This is a genomic window from Roseovarius sp. D0-M9, from assembly GCF_037083805.1.
Taxonomy (GTDB): Bacteria; Pseudomonadota; Alphaproteobacteria; order Rhodobacterales; family Rhodobacteraceae; genus Roseovarius.
The window spans coordinates 59,744-81,951 of sequence record NZ_JBAPKZ010000020.1 but is presented as its reverse complement, the minus strand read 5'-3'; the positions used below and the strand labels follow the sequence as shown (position 1 = coordinate 81,951).

At 62.8% G+C, this 22,208-nt stretch carries 19 protein-coding genes; 13 read left to right on the top strand and 6 right to left on the bottom strand.

Going from position 1 to position 22,208, the window contains the following annotated elements; all coding sequences use genetic code 11:
• Positions 1 to 675: 675 nt before the first annotated feature.
• From V8352_RS13855 to V8352_RS13840, 4 genes are all read left to right on the top strand, one after another.
• Positions 676 to 2,424 (top strand): hypothetical protein, encoded by a 1,749-nt coding sequence (locus V8352_RS13855; protein ID WP_336424888.1) that lies wholly within the window; start codon positions 676 to 678, stop codon positions 2,422 to 2,424.
• A gap of 153 nt (positions 2,425 to 2,577) precedes the next feature.
• Complete coding sequence (locus V8352_RS13850; protein WP_336424887.1) at positions 2,578 to 4,647, top strand: type I secretion protein ATPase; 2,070 nt, start codon at positions 2,578 to 2,580, stop codon at positions 4,645 to 4,647.
• A 15-nt stretch (positions 4,648 to 4,662) separates the two neighbouring features.
• Positions 4,663 to 6,753 (top strand): type I secretion system permease/ATPase, encoded by a 2,091-nt coding sequence (locus V8352_RS13845; RefSeq protein ID WP_336424886.1) that lies wholly within the window; start codon positions 4,663 to 4,665, stop codon positions 6,751 to 6,753.
• Positions 6,746 to 8,086, top strand: a complete 1,341-nt coding sequence (locus tag V8352_RS13840; RefSeq protein WP_336424885.1) for an HlyD family type I secretion periplasmic adaptor subunit — start codon at positions 6,746 to 6,748, stop codon at positions 8,084 to 8,086. Before V8352_RS13845 ends, V8352_RS13840 begins: the two co-directional genes overlap by 8 nt.
• Positions 8,087 to 8,176: 90 nt before the next feature.
• Here the strand turns inward: V8352_RS13840 and V8352_RS13835 are convergent, their stop codons facing one another.
• The 6 genes from V8352_RS13835 to V8352_RS13810 all read right to left on the bottom strand — a co-directional run bounded on the left by V8352_RS13835 (position 8,177) and on the right by V8352_RS13810 (position 14,089).
• A complete protein-coding gene (locus tag V8352_RS13835) occupies positions 8,177 to 8,974 on the bottom strand; it encodes an ABC transporter permease (RefSeq protein WP_336424884.1) in 798 nt (265 codons plus the stop codon).
• Complete coding sequence (locus V8352_RS13830; protein ID WP_336424883.1) at positions 8,975 to 9,817, bottom strand: ABC transporter permease; 843 nt, start codon at positions 9,815 to 9,817, stop codon at positions 8,975 to 8,977.
• A gap of 61 nt (positions 9,818 to 9,878) precedes the next feature.
• Complete coding sequence (locus V8352_RS13825) at positions 9,879 to 10,937, bottom strand: ABC transporter ATP-binding protein (RefSeq protein WP_336424882.1); 1,059 nt, start codon at positions 10,935 to 10,937, stop codon at positions 9,879 to 9,881.
• A gap of 70 nt (positions 10,938 to 11,007) precedes the next feature.
• On the bottom strand, positions 11,008 to 12,087 hold the full coding sequence (locus V8352_RS13820) for an ABC transporter substrate-binding protein (RefSeq protein ID WP_336424881.1): 1,080 nt from the start codon (positions 12,085 to 12,087) through the stop codon (positions 11,008 to 11,010).
• A gap of 37 nt (positions 12,088 to 12,124) precedes the next feature.
• Complete coding sequence (gene speB, locus V8352_RS13815) at positions 12,125 to 13,084, bottom strand: agmatinase (RefSeq protein ID WP_336424880.1); 960 nt, start codon at positions 13,082 to 13,084, stop codon at positions 12,125 to 12,127.
• Between the two features lie 114 nt (positions 13,085 to 13,198).
• Complete coding sequence (locus tag V8352_RS13810) at positions 13,199 to 14,089, bottom strand: LysR family transcriptional regulator (protein WP_336424879.1); 891 nt, start codon at positions 14,087 to 14,089, stop codon at positions 13,199 to 13,201.
• 105 nt (positions 14,090 to 14,194) lie between these two features.
• On the opposite strand from V8352_RS13810, the gene V8352_RS13805 reads away from it, so the two are divergent.
• The 9 genes from V8352_RS13805 (at position 14,195) to ccmB (ending at position 22,186) form a co-directional block, all read left to right on the top strand.
• A complete protein-coding gene (locus V8352_RS13805; RefSeq protein WP_336424878.1) occupies positions 14,195 to 15,247 on the top strand; it encodes an alcohol dehydrogenase catalytic domain-containing protein in 1,053 nt (350 codons plus the stop codon).
• Between the two features lie 11 nt (positions 15,248 to 15,258).
• Positions 15,259 to 16,050 (top strand): carbon-nitrogen hydrolase family protein, encoded by a 792-nt coding sequence (locus V8352_RS13800; RefSeq protein WP_336424877.1) that lies wholly within the window; start codon positions 15,259 to 15,261, stop codon positions 16,048 to 16,050.
• 34 nt (positions 16,051 to 16,084) lie between these two features.
• Entirely contained in the window at positions 16,085 to 16,444 is a 360-nt protein-coding gene (locus V8352_RS13795; RefSeq protein WP_336424876.1) for a cupin domain-containing protein, read from the top strand.
• Between the two features lie 223 nt (positions 16,445 to 16,667).
• Positions 16,668 to 16,970 carry a preprotein translocase subunit YajC gene (yajC, locus tag V8352_RS13790; protein WP_336424875.1) on the top strand — a complete coding sequence of 101 codons (303 nt, stop codon included), beginning with the start codon at positions 16,668 to 16,670 and terminating at the stop codon, positions 16,968 to 16,970.
• Positions 16,971 to 17,046: 76 nt separating this feature from the next.
• Entirely contained in the window at positions 17,047 to 19,680 is a 2,634-nt protein-coding gene (gene secD / locus V8352_RS13785; RefSeq protein ID WP_336424874.1) for a protein translocase subunit SecD, read from the top strand.
• Positions 19,667 to 20,449 carry a sulfite exporter TauE/SafE family protein gene (locus tag V8352_RS13780; protein WP_336424873.1) on the top strand — a complete coding sequence of 261 codons (783 nt, stop codon included), beginning with the start codon at positions 19,667 to 19,669 and terminating at the stop codon, positions 20,447 to 20,449. Before secD ends, V8352_RS13780 begins: the two co-directional genes overlap by 14 nt.
• An 11-nt stretch (positions 20,450 to 20,460) precedes the next feature.
• Positions 20,461 to 20,814 carry an Mth938-like domain-containing protein gene (locus tag V8352_RS13775; protein ID WP_336424872.1) on the top strand — a complete coding sequence of 118 codons (354 nt, stop codon included), beginning with the start codon at positions 20,461 to 20,463 and terminating at the stop codon, positions 20,812 to 20,814.
• 101 nt (positions 20,815 to 20,915) lie between these two features.
• Complete coding sequence (ccmA, locus tag V8352_RS13770; protein ID WP_336424871.1) at positions 20,916 to 21,533, top strand: heme ABC exporter ATP-binding protein CcmA; 618 nt, start codon at positions 20,916 to 20,918, stop codon at positions 21,531 to 21,533.
• Complete coding sequence (gene ccmB, locus V8352_RS13765) at positions 21,530 to 22,186, top strand: heme exporter protein CcmB (RefSeq protein WP_336424870.1); 657 nt, start codon at positions 21,530 to 21,532, stop codon at positions 22,184 to 22,186. The genes ccmA and ccmB overlap by 4 nt, the downstream gene beginning before the upstream one ends.
• Positions 22,187 to 22,208 lie beyond the last annotated feature (22 nt).

Here is a 22,208-nt window from a genome sequence, read left to right as displayed (position 1 = left end):
CGATGGCTGAGGTCTCCGCGTCGGACGCGCCTACCGAAGGCACGAAATATGGGAGCGGCTCAAGCACCGGTGCGCCCGACTACCCACACGGAACGAGAAGGGACCAGAACTAATCAACTGAGTAAAAGTTTAGCATATTTACACCAAATTGTCTGTCCAATTTTGATGGCATTGGTGATTCTGCTTTGACGTTCCTGATCCTGACACTAACTTCGCCCGCCGCAAATAAATGCTTGTGACTAGTCCTTTTGATGGTCCATCTGGACTGTCCCTTTGTTTACAAGGCTTTGTGGCGTATTTGTGGCGCTGAACGGTCTAGCGCTTTTGTGCAGCTATCGCGGCGAGGCATGATGGCCGACGATTGTCTGGCCGCTAAAGTCTGCTGCGGCGCAGGTCAAACCATCACATCCGAACAGGTCCTCATCGTTCACGAGTGACTGCCAATTTTGCCATGTTTCGCAGGGCCCGGTCGAGGTGTGAGATATCAGGGGGGGATTCCATCACGAAAACAACGCCACAGGTGCGACCTCCGGGCGCCAAATCGGTTCTCTCCGATCCACGACCCATTGGCGCGCAGCCTGACAAGACTTCCATCAAAAACAGAAACTTCATCTGATCGATGACCGCTTTTGATAGACTGGCGGTCCAGCAGATGTATTTTTAGGAGATACTCTGATGAGCAATAAGCATTCATGGAACAGCCTCAACTTCTGGGGCGGGCATGACCACCCCGACCAAGAACAGTCCCAGGACCAGGAACAGGATCAGCTGCAGGCCCAAGCCGCGCTTCAGGCCCAGCTTCAGGGTCAGGGCCAATTCCAGAAGTCCCATAGCGACAATGACAACGACAATGGGAACCACAACGGGAATGGCAACGGCAACGGCAACCTGAACGGCAACGGCAATGGCAATGGGAACCTGAACGGCAACGGAAATGCCAACGGCAACGGCAACCATAACGGAAACGCCAATGCCACCTCCAATGCCAACGGTAATCTGAATGGCAATGGAAACCTCAACGCCAACGGGAACCTGAACGGCAACCATAACCAGAACACCTCGCATACCGATGTCCATGTGGGCGTTGATATTGGCATGACAGGGTGGGAGCCGACCGACGACGATTTCGCAGATATCGACATGCACGGATCGACGGCCGGTGATTTCATCATGGCCAAGGGCGATATCGACTATGATCCGGGCGATGACCTGAACCTCGACGACATCCTGAATGATGCCCTCAACGGCTCAGGCAACGATTCGGCGACGGTCAACACCCAGACCAACAAGCTGGTCGACAATGATCACCTCGATCATGTCTCGAACAGTGGCACCATGACCCAGACCAACACCTCATCTGGCGGTTTTGCGAAAGCCGGAGAAGGGATTTCTGCCGGTTCTGATGGTGGCAATGGTGCCGGCACGGCCAACTCGACGGGTGGCGGCTCCTATGGTGGCCTGGGCATTGGCGGCGCAGCGGGCGCTCTTGGCGGCGCAAGTGGCCAAGGAGGAACTGCTGGAGTGACCGGCGGCGCAGGCGGCAATGGCGCGGCTGCGACATCGGTCGGTGTCGGCCTTGGCCTCGGCGGTGCGGCATCTGGCGCAGACGCTGACGGTGGTGACGGCGGTGACGCCGGATCGATCGCTGCAGGTCTTGGTGGTGGCGCGGGCCTGTCCGGTGCGGCCGCAGGCGGCGGCGACTCGGGCGATGCCGGTGGCATCGGCGCCGGTGTCGGAGCGGCAGGAGCCGGAGCCGACAGCTCGAACACTGGCGATGCCGGTGCGCTGGGCGCGGGTCTGGGCCTTCTGAACCTGGGTCTGGCCGGAGCGCAGAATGGCGCGACTGGCAATTCAGACGCGGATGCCTTGGCTGCTGGTAAGGGCATGGGCTTTGGCGCAAGCGGTGACGGCGGCGATGCCGGTGCACTTTCGGGCGCATCTGGCTTGGGCGTCGGCCTGGCTGGAGCCGGTGACGCTACCGGCGGTGCAGGTGGCGGTGCAGGTGCCCATTCGGGTGCCCTGAACACCTCCGGCGGCAATGGCGGCATTAACACCGCCTACGGCGGAGACGGCGGCCAAGGTGGCTACGGCTATGCGAAGGGCGGCGGGTCCGGTGATGCCTTCGGTGGTCAGGCCTACGTGGGTCCGGCCTACGCAGGTGGCGGCCACGGCGGTGATGGCGCTGATGCCTTCGCAGGCGGTGGCGGTGCTGGTGGCAATGCCGGGATGTGGGGGTCGAACAACGGTGACGACGGATATGTCACTGGCGAATCCTTCTCTTCGGCAGCGTCGCAGATCGACACCAGCGCGTTCAATCAGACCATCGTCTTGGGCGCGAACGTTCTGGGCAATACCGTCGACATGACTGTCGTCGGCGGCTCGTTCAGCTCCAACTACGTCGGTGACGACAGCGAAACCATCTAAGCGCTGACGTGCAATTCCCCCGGGTCCGGCGCAAGCCGGGCCCGGGATTTTTCCCCCTTGGGGATGAGCGCCGGCGAGATCGCACCGATTGCGCAAGAAAAACAATAATCTGACGACTTGGGGCAGGCAGCCACATTTTTTAGCGAGGCTGCTATGACGATGGATAAAGTGACCGAAATGGTCGCGCACATGATCGGGATTTTTCACCTCGAGACTGAAAACCAGCGGATGCGCGACGAATATGGCGCGTTCAAGGCCCTGTTGGCTGACGAACCGGATACGGACCCGATTTCCAGCCTCTCGGTTACCTTCAAGGCAAGCCATGATTTGGGCGGCTTCGCACCCCGCCTCAGCTACTCGGATGTGCCGCCTCCGGGCGCCACGCTTGATCCGCTGCTGCCGAAGTTCATGCCGTTCGGCGATTACGTCGATATCAGTGGCGGGCGCGGCGCTGAATTGCAGGTGATTGGCATCATCCCCGTCTCAACCGGAAGCTTCAGTATCAGCACCGGAGCGCTGCGGCTGGAGCCGCCGGGAAGCGTGGCGGTCATTACGTCCCAGTTTGCATGGCTCTATGATGACGATCTGCTCTTGATGGGCGATGGCACGGCGCAGTTTGTCGACCCCGCCGTCCATCTGGCGCATCTTGTGGGCTACCAGAACATTGCCGCCAGCCTGACAGGCGCGCTGGATGCCAGCGCCCTTATGCCCGGTCCCGATGCCCAGGATGAGGCTGAGTCGCTTCATGCAATGATTGGCGCATTTCAAGGCAGTGATGTCAGTGTTGTGTCCGAATACGTTGCGCATGGGCAATCGACTTTCGGCCTCTTCCAGAACGGCGAGGAGGCTTCGGAGCAGGTCGATCTGGACGACGTGATGCCTGCCTACCTCGTCGCCAAGGCCGGTCGCACAGATGACGGGGGCGAAGAGACAGACACCGATGACGACGCGGCCATAGAGGCACCTGATCCGTTTGCCGGGCTTTCCGGCGACGATGGCTCCCTGCCATACAGGCCCGATATCGACAGCCAGAACCTGATGGTCGCGGGCGGCAACACGATGATCAATCAGGTCGCCATTTCCTCTGCCTGGCTGGACGCGCCGGTGATCGCGGTCATGGGCGACGTCTTTCACCTGAACGCGGTGATCCAGACGAACATGATCGTGCAACACGCGACGGGCAGCGCCGGCAGCGCCCTGCCAAACAGCGCGATCAACAGTGCAGCCTTCTCCCTCGCGTCGTCCAACGCGGCGGATGAAACAGAGGAAGACGCGGCGGAGGACAGCGGCCCGCTGGTGCTGCCGTCCAACTGGGCCGTGACCCGGATCGAGGGTGATCTGATCGCCGTCAACCACGTCCATCAGTACAGTTTCCAGACCGATCATGACCGTGCCGAAATCACATTCGGCAGTTCCGACCTCTTCGTTGGGCTGGGCGACAACACCATCGTCAACCTCACCGATCTGGCGCAACTCGGGTTTGGGTATGACCTGATCTTTGTCGGCGGGGCGATGATTTCGGTCAACTGGATCAAACAGATGAATGTGCTGATCGACAATGACGCGATCACCTATTCGAATTCGTCTTTCGACGGGTTTCAGATGGGGGGGCAGGCGGGTGTGCAGGTCGGCGGCAATCTTGTGTTCAACGCGGCGCAGATCAACGAGATCGGGGTCGACAGCTACGCCGAAATGCAGGCGAATTTCGCGGCCGCCGCCGAGAGCATGGCCGCAGGAGCAAGCGCGCTGGGCGCCGAAGTGGCGCAAGATGCGCTGTTCAACGGCATCGAGACGCTGCGCGCGCTCTTCATCGAAGGGGATCTGGTTTCGGTGAACTGGCTGGAGCAGACCAATATCCTGGGCGATTCGGATCAGGTGCACCTGGCACAGCACCAGATCGAGAGTGCAGCGGGCGTGGGCGCCGAGATCATCACCGGCTCGAACGCGTTGATGAATCTGGCCAGCGTCACGCAATACGGCACCGACTCGACCGTCATGGTGGGGGGGGATTTTTATGATGACGCGCTGCTCTACCAGGCCGAGTTGATTGATACCGACGCCGATCCGCTGGGCACGATGATGCCCCCCCTCGAGCCATCTGCCGTGGCGTTTCTGGCCGACGGGATGCTCGAGCCGGACATTGGCCCGATGGACGACCCGATCACCCCAACATGCGGCGAAGGCTACGCAACGCCCGACGTCATGCAGACCATGCTTGCTTAAGAAAGAATGACCACTATGAGCCTTGACGATATCAAAGCCAGATGCGCGGCCAGCCTGAACGGCGACGCATCTTTGGACGCAGACGCGTCGTCCACCTCGCGCGGCAAAGGCGATGCGCAGGCGCGAGGTGCGGATCCGCATCTTGAAAAACTGCCACCGCTAATACTGGGCCCCCGCATCGACGACACGGCGGACGGCACCGTTCACAAGGACCGGCCCGCAAAGGGGCTGGGCGGCGCGCAGATCGAAGGGGACACCGGCCCCATCATGGCGGTCTCCGGCGATGGCAAACCGCCTCGCAAGGCTGGCGGCGGCGGAAATGGTGGCGGAAACGGCGGTAGGGCGTCCGGCTTTCACAAACGCGCAGGACCGGACCAGTTCGTCCAGCAATTGAACAAGGGTGTCAGCGTCGTTCGTCGCAATCTTGCCTTTGTGATGGTGCTGACCTTCGCCACGAACCTTCTGGTGCTGGCGATCCCCATCTATCTTTTTCAGATATCGGACCGGGTGCTGACCAGCCGGTCGCTGGATACGCTCATCATGCTGACGGCGGTGATCGTCGGGGCGGTCATCTTTCAGGCCATCTTTGATGCTGTGCGCCGCTTTATCCTGATGCGCACTGCGGTCGAGGTCGCTGTGCGACTGGGGTCGCCCGTGCTGAGCGCGGCGGCACATGCCTCCCTTTACGACAATGGGCGTCAATATCAGACGCTTGGCGATTTGCAGCAGTTGAGGGGCTTCCTGACGTCGGGCACGTTGATCTCGTTTCTTGATGTGCCGTTTGCGCCGCTCTTTATCTTTGCCATTTTCATGGTGCATCCGCATTTGGGAACGATCGTCATTGTCACGGCCATCCTTCTGATGGTGATCGCGCTCATCAACCAGAAGGTCACGGCCAAGCCCTTTGCCGAGGCGAATGTCGCTCAGAGCCGCGCAAACATGCATCTGGATTCCATGTCGCGCAACAGCCAGATCATCAACGCGCTGGCCATGGTGCCCGAGGCCGTCGCGCTCTGGGGGCGTGATACCGCCAGCTCGCTGACCTCGCAGGTCTGCGCGCAGGATCGCAACATCATCTGGGCGGCTGTCTCGCGGGCGGCGCGCCTCTTGACGCAGGTCGCGATGCTGGGCTGGGGCGCGTATCTGGCCATTCAGGGCGAAATTACGGGAGGCATGGTCATCGCCGCGTCGATCATCGCGGGCCGCGCCCTCGCGCCGATCGAAGGCGCGATCGAGGGGTGGAACGGCTTTTCCCTGTCGCGCTCGGCCTTTGGGCGGATCAAGTCCCTGATGCACAACTCCGTCCAGCGTTTTGAAAAGCTGCGGCTGCCAAATCCGGAGGGGCGGCTCAATGTCGAGCGGCTTTTGTATGTGCCCGGCGGCACCAAGCAGGTGATCCTCAATGGGCTGACCTTCAGCCTCAATCCCGGCGATTCACTGGCCATCATCGGTAATTCCGGCGCGGGCAAGACCACTCTGGGCAAGATGCTGGTGGGGTCGATCCTGCCTACATCGGGCAACGTGCGCCTGGACCTGATGGACCTGCGCAACTGGGACACACGCCAGCTGGGTGAGAATATCGGCTATCTGCCGCAGGACGTTCAGCTGTTTCCCGGCACGATCAAGGACAACATCGCCCGGATGCGGCTCGATGCACGCGACGAGGATATTCACCGCGCCGCGCTTTTGGCGGATGTGCATGACATGATTGCGATGCTGCCGCACGGCTATGAGACCCAGGTCTCTGCCGATGGCTCGCCCCTGTCGGGCGGACAAAAGCAGCGCATCGCCCTTGCACGCGCATTCTACGGCAATCCCCGCTTTCTGGTGCTGGACGAGCCCAACTCCAACCTCGATGCGGCGGGGGACAAGGCGCTGGCCAATGCCATCCGCCATGCTGGCGAGCATGGCATCACCGTGGTCGTCATCACTCAAAAGCCATCGCTGCTGAGCGTCGTCGACAAGATCATGCTGTTGGCCGATGGCAACCTCGCCCTCTTCGGGCACCGTGCGCAGGTGCTGGAGCAACTGGCCAAGAGGCGCGCGAATGAGGGGGGCAGTTCGCTGCCGGGCCAAGCCCAGGCCGGAGGGCAATCGCATGTCTGACCTTACCCTCTATACTGCCCGCGCCGAGTGGTATGAAGATGTGCCCCGTTCGGTCTCCAAGCTTATCACATTCGGCCTTCTACTCTTCGTGCTGGCCTTCGGGGGCTTTGGCCTCTGGGCGTTCCGCGCGCCGTTGGCCGCGGCGGTCATCACGCAAGGCAGCTTTGTGGCCACGGGCCGCAACAAGATCGTGCAGCACCTGGAGGGCGGGATCATCAAGAAGATCCTTGTGGCCGAGGGTGACCGGGTGGTCATCGGTCAGCCCCTCGTGTTGCTGGACGAGACATCAGCGCTGGCGACCGAGCGTGAACTTTTTTTGCGCATGATCCGTCTTGAGGCGATGGAGGCCCGCTTGCTGGCGCAGCACAGCGGTGCCAGCACCTTGTCCTTTGCGCCGCGCATCGAGGTATTGCGCAGTGATTTCGACATCGCATCGATGCTGGATGCGCAGCGAATCACCTTTGATGCGTCCTCCCAGCAACTGCGCAACGACCTCGCACTGCTCACCCAGAGCATCGAGGCGCTGCGTGTTCGCTCGGCAGGGTATGAGGAGCAACTGACCGCAGCGCGCACCCAGATGGAGATCCTGCACGAAGACCTTGAGGCCAAGCAGTCACTGCTGGACAAGGGGCTGGTGCGCAAGGCCGAGGTCAACACCCTGCGCCGCGCCATCGCAGAGGCGGGCGGCCAGATCGGACGCCTGTCCGCCGAGATCGCCGAGATCGTCGAGGTCACGCGCCGCTACGAGGCTCAGATCGCCCAGACCAAAAGCGAGCGGCAGAAAGTCGCGCTGGATGAATTGCAGACGGTGCAATCCGAGCTGGAGAGCGTGCGCGAACAGATGCGCCGCGCCGAGAATGTCCTTAGCCGTGCCGAAGTGCTGGCCCCTGTATCGGGCACCGTCGTTCGGCTGCATTACCATACGTCGGGCGGCGTCATCGAAAGTGGCAAGCCTATCGCCGAAATCCTGCCCTCGGGCGAGCCCCTGATCATCGAGGTCTCGGTGCCCCGGACCGAGATCAACGTCGTGCGCGAGGGGCAGGAGGCGACGGTGCGCCTCACCGGGCTGAACGCGCGCACAACACCGGTTCTGATGGGCAAGGTGTTCTACGTATCGGCGGATGCGATCATGGACCGTGTTCAGGAGGTGCCGCAGGAAGTCTTCGTGGCCCGCGTGTCCGTGCCGCCAAGCGAGCTGGCCCGCGTGCGCGGGTTCACTCCGACGCCCGGAATGCCCGCGCAGATCATGATCCAGACCGAAGAGCGGACGTTCATCGAATACCTGATGAAGCCCGTGACCGACAGCATGGGACGTGCCTTCCGCGAACAGTGACATTCGCAGGTGCTGCGGTCTGAAATGAGGGTGGCGCGTGCAAGACGCGCGCGCTCGGGCGCGCTGTGCCGATGGCGCTCCTGGTGGCGCTTAGTCCATCGCCCCCAGGATGCGCGCCAGATTGCTGAAGCGCGCGATCAGCGAAAAAACCGCCATGTTCACAATCAGAAACAGCACCGCAATCGAGGCGATGACCGGCGTGTAGCCATAGCGCAGCGCGTTGAAAATCTTGACCGGCAAGGTTTCGACGGTAAAGCCGACGGTCATCAGGGCAATGATATACTCGTTCAGGCTCAGCACGAAGCAGAAGGCGAAGCCGGCCAGCGCGAAGGGCGCGGCGATGGGCGCGATCACCGTGCGGAACACCGTCCAGCCCGAGGCGCCCATGGTCTGGCTTGCTTCGATCAGCGCCTTGTCGATGCTTTCAAGGCCCAGCGATATGGTGACAAGCGGCAGGGCCAACAGGAAGATCGCATGCCCGATGATGACGTTGATCATCAGCCCGTTGACCCCGGCGCTGGAGAAGAAAATCAGGAATGCGAGTGCCATGATGACTGGTGGCAGGATAAAGGGCGCAATCCCGAGGGCGAAAAGCGCGCGGGCGTAGCGCAGGCCATAGCGCCACGCCATATAGGCGACGGGCAGGGCGATGGCGGTCGCAAGAAGTGCCGAGAGCGCAGCGATCATCAGCGAATTGACCAGTGCGCCGAACCAGTCGGATTCCCCGAAAATCGCCCCATACCAACGCAGGGAAAAGCCGCGCGGCGGAAAGGCAAGGAACTTCTGCGCGTTGAACGAAACCGCCGTGATGACGATGATCGGTCCGATCAGAAAGAGCGCGAAAAGCGCCATGTAGAGGCGGCGAAGTGCGGTCATGACAAGGCCCATCTAAGCATCCTTCCCGCGGCCCAGCCACGACACTGCGGCGATCACGCTGGCGCTCAGCACCAGCAGGACCACGGCCAGCGCCGAAGCGAAGGGCATGTTGAAGTTGAAGATCGCCTGATCGGTGATCAGCACCGACAGCGTCCAATGCTGCGGACTGCCAAGGACCTGCGGGACGATAATCGCGCCCAGCGTCAGAACGAACACCGTCACGGCACCCGAAATGATGGCCTGCCGCGTCACCGGGATCACCACGGTAAAGAACGTGCGCACGGGCGATGCGCCCAAGGTGCGGGCCGCTTCCAGCAGGCTGGGATCCATGCGGCTGAGCGCGGGAAAAAGCAGGAGCACCGAAAAGGGGATGGTCAGATAGACCAGCCCGGCCACGACCGCCCCGGCAGAGGGCGTCATGGAGAAGCTCTGCTCGACGATGCCGATCCATTCGAGGATATTGCCGATGCCTGATGTGCGCGACAGAAGGATCTGCCAGCTGAAGGCGATCAGAACCTCCGATAGCGAGAGCTGCGCGAGGATGTAGATCAGCCACAGTTCCTGCGCGCGGCGTTTGAACGTCGTCAGAAAGTAGGTGAAGGGAAACGCGACGGCCATGCTGATGGTGGCAATCAATGCGCAAAGGCCGGCGGAGAAGAGCGCGCGTTCGATATAGAACCACGTTGCGAACCGCTCGAAATGTTGCAGATCGAACCCGAGGGCGAAATCGGCCTCATCCGAGGGGCTGGCGACGCTGACCGCCAGAATCAGCGCGAAAGGCACGGCAAAAAACAGCCCGATCATCACCGATGACGGGAGGAGGGCGACGTAGCGCGCGATGCCGGGCTTGCTCATCTGAGTATCCTCTTGCGTGGCGTTCTCGCGTTGGTGGCGCGCAGGGTCATGGTGCCAGCAATCATGGTGCCAGAACGCTGCATGCGTCCTTGGGCATTTCGATATGCACCTCCTGGCCGATCTCGACCTCGGGCCAATCCTTGGGTGTCAGCACCGAGATTACCTCATGCCCGTCGCAATCGCACAGGATCTCGATGGTGGCGCCGATGTCGCGCACGAAGGTGACGCGACCTGTCACTGCGTTTTCGGGTGCAGGCGTGCTGGCGGGGCGGACAAAGATCTCTTCGGGGCGGGTCATCAGGACCACCTCGTCGCCCTTGGTGAACCCTTGGGCATTGGTGCCGATGCTCAGCGCGGTGCCGCCGACCTCGGCCGTCTCGGCGCCGGTCATGCGGGCGGGCAGCAGGTTGGAGCTGCCGATGAAATTCGCGACAAACCGGTCGACGGGGGATTTGTAGATCTCCATCGGGGTGCCCGATTGCAGCACGCGGGCCTCGCCCATGACGACGATCGTGTCGGCCATGGTCATCGCCTCTGTCTGGTCGTGGGTGACGACGACGGTGGTGATGCCCAACTCCTGTTGCAGCTTGCGCAGCTCGATCTGCATGGCCTCGCGCAGGTTCGCGTCGAGGGCCGACATCGGCTCGTCCAGCAGGAAAACCTGCGGGTTCAGCGCGAGGGCCCGCGCAATCGCGACGCGTTGGCGCTGGCCCCCCGAAAGCTGGCTGATACGCCGATCCGACAGACCGGGCAGGTGCATCATGTCCAGAAGTTCACGCGCGCGGTCCTCTCGCTCGGACCGCGAATGGCCCCGGATGCGCATGGAATAGGTGATGTTCTCGCCCACGGTCAGGTGAGGGAAAAGCGCAAAGGACTGAAAGACCATGCCGATCTCGCGCTGATGCACCGGAACATGCGTCATGTCGCGCCCGCCCATGGTGATGCTGCCCTCGGTCGGCTCTTCCAGCCCCGCAATCATGCGTAGAAGGGTCGTCTTGCCACAGCCCGAAGGGCCGAGAAAGCAGACCATCTCGCCCTCCTTGAACGTCAGATTCACGTCCCTAACCGCAGTGAGGCTGCCGAATTTCTTGGTGACGCCGCTGATGGTGAGGCCGGTCATGCGTGTATCCTTGTGAGGCAAGGCCCGCCCCTTGATTTGAGGGGCGGGCCGGGATCGGGGTTGCGATGCTTTAGCCCGCGATCATCTGGCTCCAGCGATCCGAGATGAAGGCGCCATGCTCGCCGTAGATGTCATAGCGCGGGATGATGGGATCACCCGTGCTGCTGACGGCGGCCAACTCATCGTCGCTGAGGTCGGTCAGCGACGGGTCGATGACGGGCGCAGTGCCCACGTTGCGCGCCAGAGTGGCCTGCGTTTCGGGCTTGGACATGTAGTTGATGAATGCCGCGATGTTTTCATCGGCCTCCGAATACTCGGGCACGACCCAATAGCCGCTGTCCAGAATACCGCCCTCTTCGGGGAAGGTCGACACCACGGGGAAGCCGTCGGCGGCGGCAAGGCCCGCGACGTCGTGGTAATACTGCCCCATCGGGATCTCGCCCTGCTGAAGCGCCTGCTGGAAGCTGCCCTCGTCCTTGTACCAAAGGCGCACGTTCGGCACGACCTCGGACAGTTTCGCGAACACCTCCTCGATGCCTTCCTTGGTCGACAGGATATCGGTGCCATCGAAATAGGTGGTTGCCGTGACTTCCAGCATGAAGGAGTTGGTGGCGAGGCCCAGAAGGCCGATCTGGCCCTCATACTGGCTGTCCCACAGCGCCGACCAGCTGGTGGGCGCCTCGGGGATCACCTCGGAGTTGGTGCAAAGGGTGATGTACCACGACACGCCGCCGACACCATAGAGACCGCCGTCGTCATAGCTTTCCTTGAAGCTGTCCGGCAGGTTCGAAAGGTTCGGGATCTTGGAGGCGTCAATCGCCTTGAAGACCTTCTGCTTGGCCCCTTCGGCGCGCGGCGTGCCGGCCATCAGCGACACATCCGCAGGCGCAGTCCGGGCGCGGGCGGCGTTCTTGATCTGGACGAGCCAAGTCTCGCCGGTGGGCACGGCGATGGATTCCACCTCGATGCCCGTTTCCTCGGTGAAGCCCGGAAAGATGTGGGCCTTGAAGCTGTCCTCGAAGAAACCGCCGTAGGTGCCGACGCGCAACGGCGCGCCTTGGGCACTGAGCAGGGAAGGCGCGGCCAGAGTGGCGGCGCCGGTTGCGGCTGCCGTGCCCAGAAAGCGGCGGCGTGTGTATGTCGTCTTCATGATATGATCTCCCGTGGTTTCGTTGTTTTTAGCTATGTCAGGCCCAGGTCTTGGGCAGGACGCACAGCATTTCGTAAAGCAGGTTGGCGCCGATCATCGCGGTTCCGCCGGTCGTGTCGTATTGCGGAGATACCTCGACCAGATCACCGCCGACAAGGTTTAGCCCCTTGCACCCGCGCACGATCTCAAGCCCCTGAATGGCGGTCAGCCCGCCGTACTCCATCGTGCCGGTGCCGGGCGCGACCGAAGGGTCGAGCCCGTCGATGTCGAAGGTCAGATAGCAGGGCGCGTTGCCGATCTTCGCGCGGATATCCTCCATCAGAGGGGCCAGAGATTTGTGCCAGCAATCCTCGGCGGGGACCACCGTAAATCCTTGCTGGCGGCCCCAGTCGAAATCGCTTGGTTCATACCCGGTGCCGCGCAGACCGATCTGAAACACCTTGTCCTGCTGCAAGAGCCCGTCCTCGACCGCGCGGCGAAAGGGCGTGCCGTGGGCGATCTTCTCGCCGAACATCAGGTCGTTCGTATCGGCGTGCGCATCCACCTGAATCAGCGCAACGGGCCCGTGCTTCTTGGCTATCGAGCGCAGGACCGGGTAGCTGAGCGTGTGATCCCCGCCCAGCGTCAGTGGCACGACATCATGCGCGAGGATGTCGTCATAGGCGCTGGTGATGATATCGACCGTTTTTTTCAAGTCAAACGTGTTGATGGCCACGTCCCCGATATCGGCCACCTGCATCTTGGCAAAAGGTCCGGCGCCGGTGGCCATGTTGTAGGGGCGCATCATGCCGCTCTCGGCGCGGATGGCGCGGGGGCCGTGGCGCGTGCCGGTGCGGTTGGAGGTGCCGATATCCATCGGGATCCCGACAAAGCAGGCATCCAGCCCCTCGGCCGTATCCTGAGAGGGCAGGCGCATCATGGTCGTCGCGCCGGCAAAACGGGGCATGTCATTGCCGCCCAGCGGCTGGTTGAACTGCGGTTTGGCGCTATCGCTCATCGGTGATTCCCTTTTGCCGTGATGGCTGTTGTGACCTGAAACGCTACGGCGTGCGGTGCCCCTCGAAAAATATCATAGCGCAAAAGGCTGGATTGAGTGACGCAAATGTATGGCTCAGCCGTAGCAATCCCGCATGATTTGCAGGAACAGCGTATTGACCTGCGGCACCTGACCTGACCGGGTCAGCATCTGCATTGGGCAGTCGTAGTCCTCGGCGGTATAGGCAAGGCGCCGCAATCGCCCGGCGGCGACATGCCCCTCGGCCATATGCACCGGCAAAAGGCCCAGGTAGGCACCGCTGAGGATAAAGATGAGCTGCGCCTCGATCTCGTCGGCAAAGCGATCCCGATCAGTGGGATTGACGGCCTTGCGGCGCTGGCGGCTCCAATAGCCGCGATGGACCCATGGGGCGGCGGTCACCTCGGCGTCCGGGATGTCCGCGTCCGCGCGCTCAAAGAAAGGGTGGGCTGCCGCGCAATATAGGGCGTGATCCTCGCGGTATAGGTCCGTGACGCGCAAGCCGCTAAGAACATTGTCAAAGCTTCCGATGCCGATGTGGATCGCACCATCCAGAACCCCGTTCAGGATATCCTGAGGGCGCGCTATGCCGAGGTCGATCTGGACGGCGGGCGCGGCCTCGGTAAAGCGCGCAATCGCTTCTGGCAGGCGAAAATTCGGATCGGTGCAGACGCTGTCGAGCACCGCGATCTTCAGTCGGCCCACCAGATTACCCTTGAGCGCGGCCAGATGGCCCGAATGCATGTCCAGCGTGCCCAGCAGCGTCTTGGCGATCTCATGCACCATCAGCCCCTTTTCCGTCACCAGAAAGCCGCGCCGCCCCCGCTGGCAGAGCGTCACGCCCAAGCGCTGCTCAAGCGCGGTGATATGGTTGGAAATGGTTGGCTGGCTCAGCCCCAGTTCGACCTGCGCGGCGGAAAATCCGCCGCTGCGCACAACGGCGTCAAACACGCTGAGCAAATGGATGTCCGAGCCGGTGATCTGCATAACGCATTGAGATACGGAAATGTATCGCTTTGCAAGAGTGTATTCCAGTCCGCGAGACCTGCCCCTAGGGTGCGCCCCAAACGAATTGTTCCAAGGAGATGTGCCATGTCCGATGCCGCGACGGATGATCTGCCCCGCACCATGAAGGCCGCGATCTGCCCGGCCCCCGGCGCGCCGCTGGAAATGCGCCAGGTGCCGGTGCCGACACCGGCGCAGGGCGAGGTTCTGGTGCGCCTCGAGACCTGCGGCGTCTGCCATTCCGACCTGCATCTGCGCGACGGGCAGGAGGATCTGCCGGACAGCTTTTACCCCCTGATCCTCGGGCATGAGGGCATCGGGCGTGTCGTGGGGCATGGGCCGAATACGCGGGGCGCTCCGGCCATCGGCACGCGCATCGGTCTGCCTTGGATCTTTGACACCTGCCTTGCGTGCAAGCCCTGCATGACCGGGCATGAGACGCTTTGCCCCGAAAACACCGCGCGCGGCGTGCAAAAACACGGCGCGTTTGCCGAATACGCGCTTTGCCCTGCGAATTTCGCCATCGAAATCCCCGAGGCGATCGACCCGCTCAAGGGCGCGCCGCTGCTCTGTGCGGGTCTCACGGCATGGTCAGCCCTGCGCAAGGCGCGCATCGAGGCGGGCACGAATGTGCTCATCATCGGGGCAGGGGGTCTTGGGCAATATGGCATCCTCATCGCCAAGGCGCGGGGCGCGCGGGTCATGGTGGTCGACCGTGACCCGGCCAAACTGGAGACCGCAAAGCGGCTGGGTGCCGACGCGACCTTCGAGGCGGGCGAGACCGCAGGCGCGCAGGTCAAGGCGGCGGGCGGCGCGGATGCTGTGCTGAACTTTGCCCCCAGCGCGGCGATTTGGGATACCGTCGAGGCGGCGGTCAATCCGATGGCCGATATCGTCGCCATCGCCATGGTGCATGACCCGATGCCGCTGTCGATGATGTGGCTGATCGACGGGGGGCACCGCGTGTTTGGCTCGTCCGTGGGCACGCGTCAGGAGATGGCCGATTTCCTGGCCTTTGCCGCCACGCACCCCTTGGGGGTGGATGTCGAGGCGGTGTCGTTCGAGGAGGTGGACGTGGCGCTGAATCGCCTCAAGTCTGGCGATGTCAAAGGTCGCCTTTGTATTGATTTTGCACGATAAAGGAGGCTGATGTGACACGCATTGCCATTTTTCAGATGTCCGCCGCCATTGACGCCGAAGCGCGCCCCAGGCGCATCATCGACGCGATGAAAGAGGCCGCCGCCGGCGGTGCGCGCCTGTTGATCGCGCCGGAGCTTGCCCTTTCGGGCTATGGCCGGGGCGAGGTGCTGACCCGCGTCTGCGAGCAGGCCGATGGCGCGTGGGCGCAGACCCTCGGCGCCGCCGCCGCCGAGCATGATATCAGCGTCATCGCAGGCTTCCCCGAGGATGCGGGCGGCGTGTGCCATATCAGCGCCCTCATCATCGACCGCGCCGCGCCCCACGCGCCGCAGATCTACCGCAAGGGGTGCCTCTATGGCGCGTATGAGCGGAGCCTCTTTACCGCTGCGGGGCCGTCGACTGTCATTGTTCGGCTTGAGGGCCTGAATGTCGGCTGCCTGATCTGCTATGATGTCGAGTTTCCCGAAAACGTGCGCCGCCTCGCCGTTGCATGTGCTGACCTGATTGCCGTGCCCACCGCGCTGCCCAAGGATACGCCCAGCGAATTCATCGCGCGGCACACCATCCGCGCCCGCGCGTTCGAGAGTCAGGTGTTCATCGCCTATGCCGATAACGCCGACAGCGACGAAGGTTTTACCTATCAGGGTCTGTCGTCCATTGCCGCACCGGACGGCGCCGTTCTGGCGGCCGCAGGCGAGACGGGCGATGCGCTGATCTATGCGGATGTCGATCCGGCGGCATATGCTGCGTCGCGCGACGCCAATCCATATCTTGAGGACGCGGCACGCCAAGGTCTGGTATGACAAGCTGAACATCGGCCTATCGAGGGAGAGAAACATGGACCCGATTAACAAGACAGACCGGCGCGTGGCCAACATCCACACCGCCGAATTCACACCCATCGAGACAGACGGCAAACCCGATGGCGAGGTGCTGCAACTCAACGACGCGCGGCCCCTTGGCGCGGGATTCTACGTCTATCGCATGGCGCCGGGGCACACGACGATCGCCCACCGTCACAAGGGCGACGAGGAGTTCCTGATCATCGAAGGGGATCTGACCGATAACGACGGCACGGAATATGGCCCCGGTGATCTGGTCTGGCTGCGCGACGGAACCGAGCATCATTCGACCACCAGATCGGGGTGCCTCATCGCCGTCTTTGCCGACATGCCCGAGGATTTTCCGAGCAGCTAAAGCGTTTCGCCTTTTAACGTGAGACATCAGCAAAAGTCGAAACGCGTGCAACGTCTATATGTTGCTCTGCGTTTCGGGAAACTCTGCGATTCAGGTTTCTCGCGAAACGCTTTCGGCGGCCGCGTGCCCCCGCGCGTTTTCGCGCCTTGCAAAGAGGGCCGCGCGCCCATAGGTTCCGGCCAATTCTGCGGGGGCGGCCCCGCTTTCATTTAGGAGTATCCCCATGGAAGGCGGTTCCGCGTTCGCGCAGTTCATTCCCCTGATTCTGATCTTTGCGATCATGTATTTTCTCTTGATCCGTCCGCAGCAGAAAAAGCTGAAGGCGCATCGCGCGATGGTCGAGGCGCTGCGCCGCGGTGATCAGGTCGTCACCCAGGGTGGGCTGATCGGCAAGGTCTCCAAGGTAAAGGATGACGACGAGGTCGAGGTCGAATTGGCCACGAACGTCAAGGTGCGCGTGGTCAAATCGACCATCGCGCAGGTCGTGTCCAAGACCGAACCTGCGGGCGATGCGTCCAAGGACTGATCGTAGGCGCGCGGTCTCCAGTCCCGCACCCTCCTTGAGACGACCCAACGACCGCTCCTGATACAAAGGCGCCGACATGCTTCAGATCGACCTGTGGAAACGTATTTGCATCTGGGGTCTCGTCGCCCTCGGTATCTTTATGGCGGTGCCAAACGGGTTCTACGGCCGTGTCGAGGCGCATAACGATGCGGTTCAGGCGGTCGAGCGGGGCACCGACCCCGCGCAGGTCGAAGACGCGCTGGAGGCATGGCCCGACTGGATGCCCAGCGGTCTGGTCAATCTGGGCCTTGATCTGCGCGGCGGCGCGCATCTGCTGGCCGAGGTCAAGGTCGAGGATGTCTATCAGTCGCGCATCGAGGGCATGTGGCCCGCTGTGCGCGATATCCTGCGGGAGCGGCGCGACGAGATCGGCACCATCCGGCTGGATCCGACGGATGGCCCAGAACTGGTCGTGCGCCTGAACGAGCGCCCCGAGCAGGCCGAGCGTGCCGCGGCCCTCGTGCGCACCCTTGCCACACCTGTTACTGACCTGACCGCTGCCGGCTCCAGCGATATCGAGGTGACCACACGCGACGGCGCCATCGTCGTGCGCCTGTCCGAGGCCGAGCAGCGCGCAACGGACGAGCGCACGCTGCGCACCTCGCTCGAGATCATCCGCCGCCGCATCGACGAGGTCGGCACGCGAGAGCCGACAATCCAGCGTCAGGGCACTGACCGCATCCTGATTCAGGTGCCCGGCATCGGCAGCGCGAGCGAGCTGAAGGAAATCATCGGCACCACCGCGCAACTCACCTTCCAGCCCGTGGTGGGCCGGGCCTCATCCGCCAACGAGCGCGCGGGTGCTGGCAACGAAGTGGTCCCCTCGCTGGATGAAGAGGGCGTTTTCTATGAGCTGGAGCGCGCGCCCGTTGTCAGCGGTGACGAGCTTGTCGATGCGCAGCCTGACTTTGATCAGAACGGGCGGCCAGCGGTGTCATTCCGCTTCAACCCGACTGGCGCGCGCGCCTTTGGCGACTATACCGCCGCTAATATCGGCAGCCCGTTTGCCATCGTGCTGGACGATGAGGTCATCAGCGCCCCCGTCATCCAGAGCCATATTCCCGGCGGATCGGGCATCATCACCGGCAACTTCAGTGTCGAGGAAAGCACCAATCTGGCCGTTCTGTTGCGTGCGGGTGCCCTGCCTGCCGAACTGGAATTCCTCGAAGAGCGCACGATCGGCCCCGAGCTGGGCGCCGACAGCATCGAGGCGGGCAAGATCGCCTGCATTGTCGGCTTTGTGCTGGTGCTGGCGTTCATGTTCGCCAGCTACGGTCTTTTCGGTCTCTTCGCCAACATCGCGCTCATCATCAATATCGGGCTTCTCTTTGGCCTGCTCAGCCTGATCGGCGCGACGCTGACCTTGCCGGGGATCGCGGGTATCGTGCTGACCATCGGCATGGCGGTCGACGCCAACGTGCTGATCTTTGAGCGGATTCGCGAGGAGATGAAGACGGCCAAGGGGGCTGCGCGCGCCATCGAGCTGGGCTATGAAAAGGCGCTGAGCGCCATCATCGACGCCAATATCACCACCCTCATCACCGCCACGATCCTCTTTGCGATGGGCTCGGGGCCGGTGCGCGGCTTTGCCATCACGCTTGGCCTTGGCATCATCACGTCTGTCTTTACCGCGATCTTTGTGACGCGCCTCATCGCCGTCATGTGGTTCGAGCGCAAGCGCCCCAAGACGGTGCTGCATGGCCGTGCCCTGCGGCTGGTCAAATCCGACACCAGCCTGAATTTCCTTGGACGCTGGAGGATGTCGCTGGGAATTTCTGCGCTTCTCATCATCGTCGCAGCCGGATCTTTCGCGCTGCAAGGGCTGAACTTCGGCATTGATTTCAAGGGTGGCACGACCATCCGCACCCAGAGCGAGCAGTCCGTCGATATCGCGCAGTATCGCGCCGCGATGCAGACGCTTGAGCTGGGCGATATCAGTATTTCCGAAGTCTTTGACCCCACCTTTGGCCCGGATGAGAATGTGTCGATGATCCGCATTCAGGCGCAGGACGATGCCGAGTCGGTGACGCCCGAAACCATCGCCGCCGTCGAAGGCGCCCTGCAAGAGGCCGTGCCGGATATTACCTTCACCTCCGTCGAGAGCGTCGGTCCGAAAGTGTCGGGCGAGCTGATCCAGACGGCGGCCATCGCGGTGCTCTTGGCCATTGGGGCGGTGCTGATCTACATCTGGCTTAGGTTCGAGTGGCAGTTCGCCGTGGGCGCCGTCGTTGCGCTGGTGCATGACGTGGTGCTGACCATCGGGGTCTTTTCCGAATTGCAGCTGCAATTCGATCTGGCGACCATTGCTGCGCTTTTGACCATCGTGGGCTATTCTCTGAACGACACGGTGATCGTCTTTGACCGCGTTCGCGAGAACTTGCGCAAATACAAGACCAAGCCGCTTCTCGAAGTGCTGAACCTTTCGATAAACGAGACGCTCAGCCGGACAATCGTGACCTCCTTCACGACGATGCTGGCCCTCTTGTCGCTCTACTTCCTTGGCGGCGACGTCATCCGCGGCTTCGTCTTTGCGATGATGTGGGGCATTGTCATCGGCACATACAGCTCGATCTTCGTTGCGGCGGTGATCCTGATGTGGCTGGGCGTCAAGCGCGACTGGACCAAGCCGGATGCGAATTCCGGCAACCAGTTCGCCAATGTGGACGCCTGACACCCTACTGGCTGCAATTGCAGGCGGGCTGGCAGGCGCGCTGACGCATCCGGGCTTCTGGTGGCTGGCGGTCACGCTGGCCGCCGCCGGGATCGTCCGGGGCTTTACCGGGTTCGGCTCGGCCCTGATATTCGTGCCTGTCGCGGGCACCTTTTTGCCGCCCGTGCAGGTCATCGCCATCATCGCGCTGGTCGAGATTGCCAGCATCGGGGCGCTGGTGCCGCGCGCCTGGGCACATGCGGATCGCACGCAGGTGGGCCTGCTGGTGCTGGCCGCCTTGCCCACTGTGCCGCTGGGCCTGATGGTGATGGACGCGCTCGACGCCACGATCGTGCGCTGGATCGTCGCGGTTCTCGCGGGCGGCACCCTGATCGCGCTGATTTCGGGCTGGCACTACACCCGCGCGGTGACCTTGCCCGTGATCCTCGCCATCGGGGCGGTCGCGGGCCTTTTGGGCGGGATGACGGGGCTGACTGGGCCGGTTGTCGTGCTCTTTTACCTTGCGGGCGGACGCATGGCGCGAACGGTGCGGGCCAATACGATCCTCTTTCTCGGGCTGATGGATTTGGTGATCGTGGCCAACCTGCTGGTTCGCGGATTTGCCGATATTTCGGTGCTATGGCTGGCGGGGGCGCTCTCGGTGCCCTATTTCATAGGCATGGTGACGGGGCAGGCGCTGTTTGATCCGTCCCATGAGCGGCTCTATCGCCGTGCCGCGCTGACCGTGATTGCGCTGGCCGTGCTGACCGGCCTGCCGATCTGGACCTGAGGAGTGCCAAGATGCAACTGAACGAAGTCACCTTTTCCGAGGCCACGCCGATCGATGGCTACGGCCCCGGCTTTTTCCGTGTTGGCGGCAACGTCATGCGCGGTGCGGCCCTCGTGACCGAGACAGGCGCGCGCAGATGGGGCGGGCTGGAAGATGCGCAGCCCCTGTTGGATCTGGTCGGTGACGTCGACGTCGTTTTCATTGGCACCGGCGCGGAAATCGCGCATATTCCGGGCGCGCTGCGCAGCCAGCTGGAGGATGCGGGCATCGGCGTCGAGACGATGAGTTCGCCCGCCGCCTGCCGCACCTACAACGTGCTGCTCTCCGAGGGACGCCGCGTTGCTGCTGCTGTCCTGCCGGTCTGAACTTGTGGCGCGGCCGCGCGCTGGCGTCTGGTCTGGCGTTTTCTCTGGCCTTTGCCTCCGCCCGCTTCCCCTGATCCGTGCTTTGCGCTAAGCGTTTGCACATGTTGCTTATAGCCGAAAATCTCAGCGTATCACGCGGCGGCATCGCCGTGCTGGAGGGGGTGTCTCTGGCCCTTGCGCCGGGCCGCGCGCTGATCCTGCGCGGCCCGAATGGTGCGGGCAAGACGACGCTCTTGCGCACATTGTCAGGTTTGCAGCCCCCCTTTAGGGGTGATGTGCACAGCACAGAGGGCAGTCTGGTCTATGCGGGCCATGCGGACGGGATCAAGGGCGCGCTGAGCGTGCGCGAAAACCTTGCCTTCTGGGCGGCCATCTTCGCCGGCGGCGATGTGGATGCGGCGCTGGAAGCCTATGCGCTGGCGCCGCTGGCGGATCGGCCCGCTGCCGCGCTTTCGGCAGGGCAGAAGCGCCGCCTCGGCCTTGCCCGGCTGATCGTGGCGCGCCGCGACGTGTGGCTGCTGGACGAGCCGACGGTTTCGCTGGACCGCGATGCCACCGCCATGTTCGTCGCCGCTGTGCGCGCGCATCTGGCCGGCGGCGGCGCGGCCATCGTCGCCACCCATATCGATCTGGGTCTGGACGAGGCCGAGACGCTGGACGTGGGCCCCTACAAGGCGCGCGCGACGGCGCTGGATGATTTTGACGAGGCGTTCCTGTGATTGCGCTTTTGATGCGTGATCTGCGGCTTGCGGTGCGGGCAGGGGGCGGCTTTGGCCTTGGCCTTGCGTTCTTTTTGATCGTCGTCACGCTGGTGCCCTTTGCGGTCGGCCCGCGTGGTGATCTGCACAGCGTCATCGCGCCCGGCGTGCTGTGGCTGGGGGCGCTGCTGGCGTGCCTTCTGTCGCTTGACCGGATCTTTGCGCTCGATCACGAGGATGGCTCGCTTGACCTTCTGGCCACCGCGCCGTTGCCGCTGGAGGCGCTGACAGCGATCAAGGCGCTGGCCCATTGGCTGACCACGGGCCTGCCTCTGGTTCTGGCCGCGCCCGTCCTTGCCGTGCTGCTCAGCCTGCCGCCAAGCGGGTACCTGCCGCTGGTCCTGTCGCTCGCGCTGGGCACGCCAGCGCTCAGCGTGATCGGCACCTTCGGTGCGGCGCTGACGGTGGGGATCCGCAGGGGGGGACTTCTGCTGTCGCTCTTGGTGCTGCCGCTTTACGTGCCTACATTGATCTTTGGTGCCGAGGCCGCGCGGCGCGGCGCCGAGGGGCTGGATTACGCCATGCCGCTGACGATGCTGGCGGGGATCACCTGCGGCACCATAGCCCTCTTGCCCTTCGCCTCTGCTGCGGTAGTAAGGGTCAACTTGCGCTAAGGCGCTGATACAGGACGCATGA

What these genes read in the sequence shown, in the direction of transcription:
- secD (WP_336424874.1), top strand. Translation starts at nt 17,047, where the DNA reads ATGCTTCAGATCGACCTGTGGAAACGTATTTGCATCTGGGGTCTCGTC.
- V8352_RS13850 (WP_336424887.1), top strand. Translation starts at nt 2,578, where the DNA reads ATGACGATGGATAAAGTGACCGAAATGGTCGCGCACATGATCGGGATT.
- V8352_RS13825 (WP_336424882.1), bottom strand. Translation starts at nt 10,937, where the DNA reads ATGACCGGCCTCACCATCAGCGGCGTCACCAAGAAATTCGGCAGCCTC.
- V8352_RS13805 (WP_336424878.1), top strand. Translation starts at nt 14,195, where the DNA reads ATGTCCGATGCCGCGACGGATGATCTGCCCCGCACCATGAAGGCCGCG.
- yajC (WP_336424875.1), top strand. Translation starts at nt 16,668, where the DNA reads ATGGAAGGCGGTTCCGCGTTCGCGCAGTTCATTCCCCTGATTCTGATC.
- V8352_RS13840 (WP_336424885.1), top strand. Translation starts at nt 6,746, where the DNA reads ATGTCTGACCTTACCCTCTATACTGCCCGCGCCGAGTGGTATGAAGAT.
- V8352_RS13780 (WP_336424873.1), top strand. Translation starts at nt 19,667, where the DNA reads ATGTGGACGCCTGACACCCTACTGGCTGCAATTGCAGGCGGGCTGGCA.
- ccmA (WP_336424871.1), top strand. Translation starts at nt 20,916, where the DNA reads ATGTTGCTTATAGCCGAAAATCTCAGCGTATCACGCGGCGGCATCGCC.
- V8352_RS13795 (WP_336424876.1), top strand. Translation starts at nt 16,085, where the DNA reads ATGGACCCGATTAACAAGACAGACCGGCGCGTGGCCAACATCCACACC.
- V8352_RS13820 (WP_336424881.1), bottom strand. Translation starts at nt 12,087, where the DNA reads ATGAAGACGACATACACACGCCGCCGCTTTCTGGGCACGGCAGCCGCA.
- V8352_RS13830 (WP_336424883.1), bottom strand. Translation starts at nt 9,817, where the DNA reads ATGAGCAAGCCCGGCATCGCGCGCTACGTCGCCCTCCTCCCGTCATCG.
- speB (WP_336424880.1), bottom strand. Translation starts at nt 13,084, where the DNA reads ATGAGCGATAGCGCCAAACCGCAGTTCAACCAGCCGCTGGGCGGCAAT.
- V8352_RS13855 (WP_336424888.1), top strand. Translation starts at nt 676, where the DNA reads ATGAGCAATAAGCATTCATGGAACAGCCTCAACTTCTGGGGCGGGCAT.
- V8352_RS13835 (WP_336424884.1), bottom strand. Translation starts at nt 8,974, where the DNA reads ATGGGCCTTGTCATGACCGCACTTCGCCGCCTCTACATGGCGCTTTTC.
- V8352_RS13810 (WP_336424879.1), bottom strand. Translation starts at nt 14,089, where the DNA reads ATGCAGATCACCGGCTCGGACATCCATTTGCTCAGCGTGTTTGACGCC.
- V8352_RS13845 (WP_336424886.1), top strand. Translation starts at nt 4,663, where the DNA reads ATGAGCCTTGACGATATCAAAGCCAGATGCGCGGCCAGCCTGAACGGC.
- V8352_RS13775 (WP_336424872.1), top strand. Translation starts at nt 20,461, where the DNA reads ATGCAACTGAACGAAGTCACCTTTTCCGAGGCCACGCCGATCGATGGC.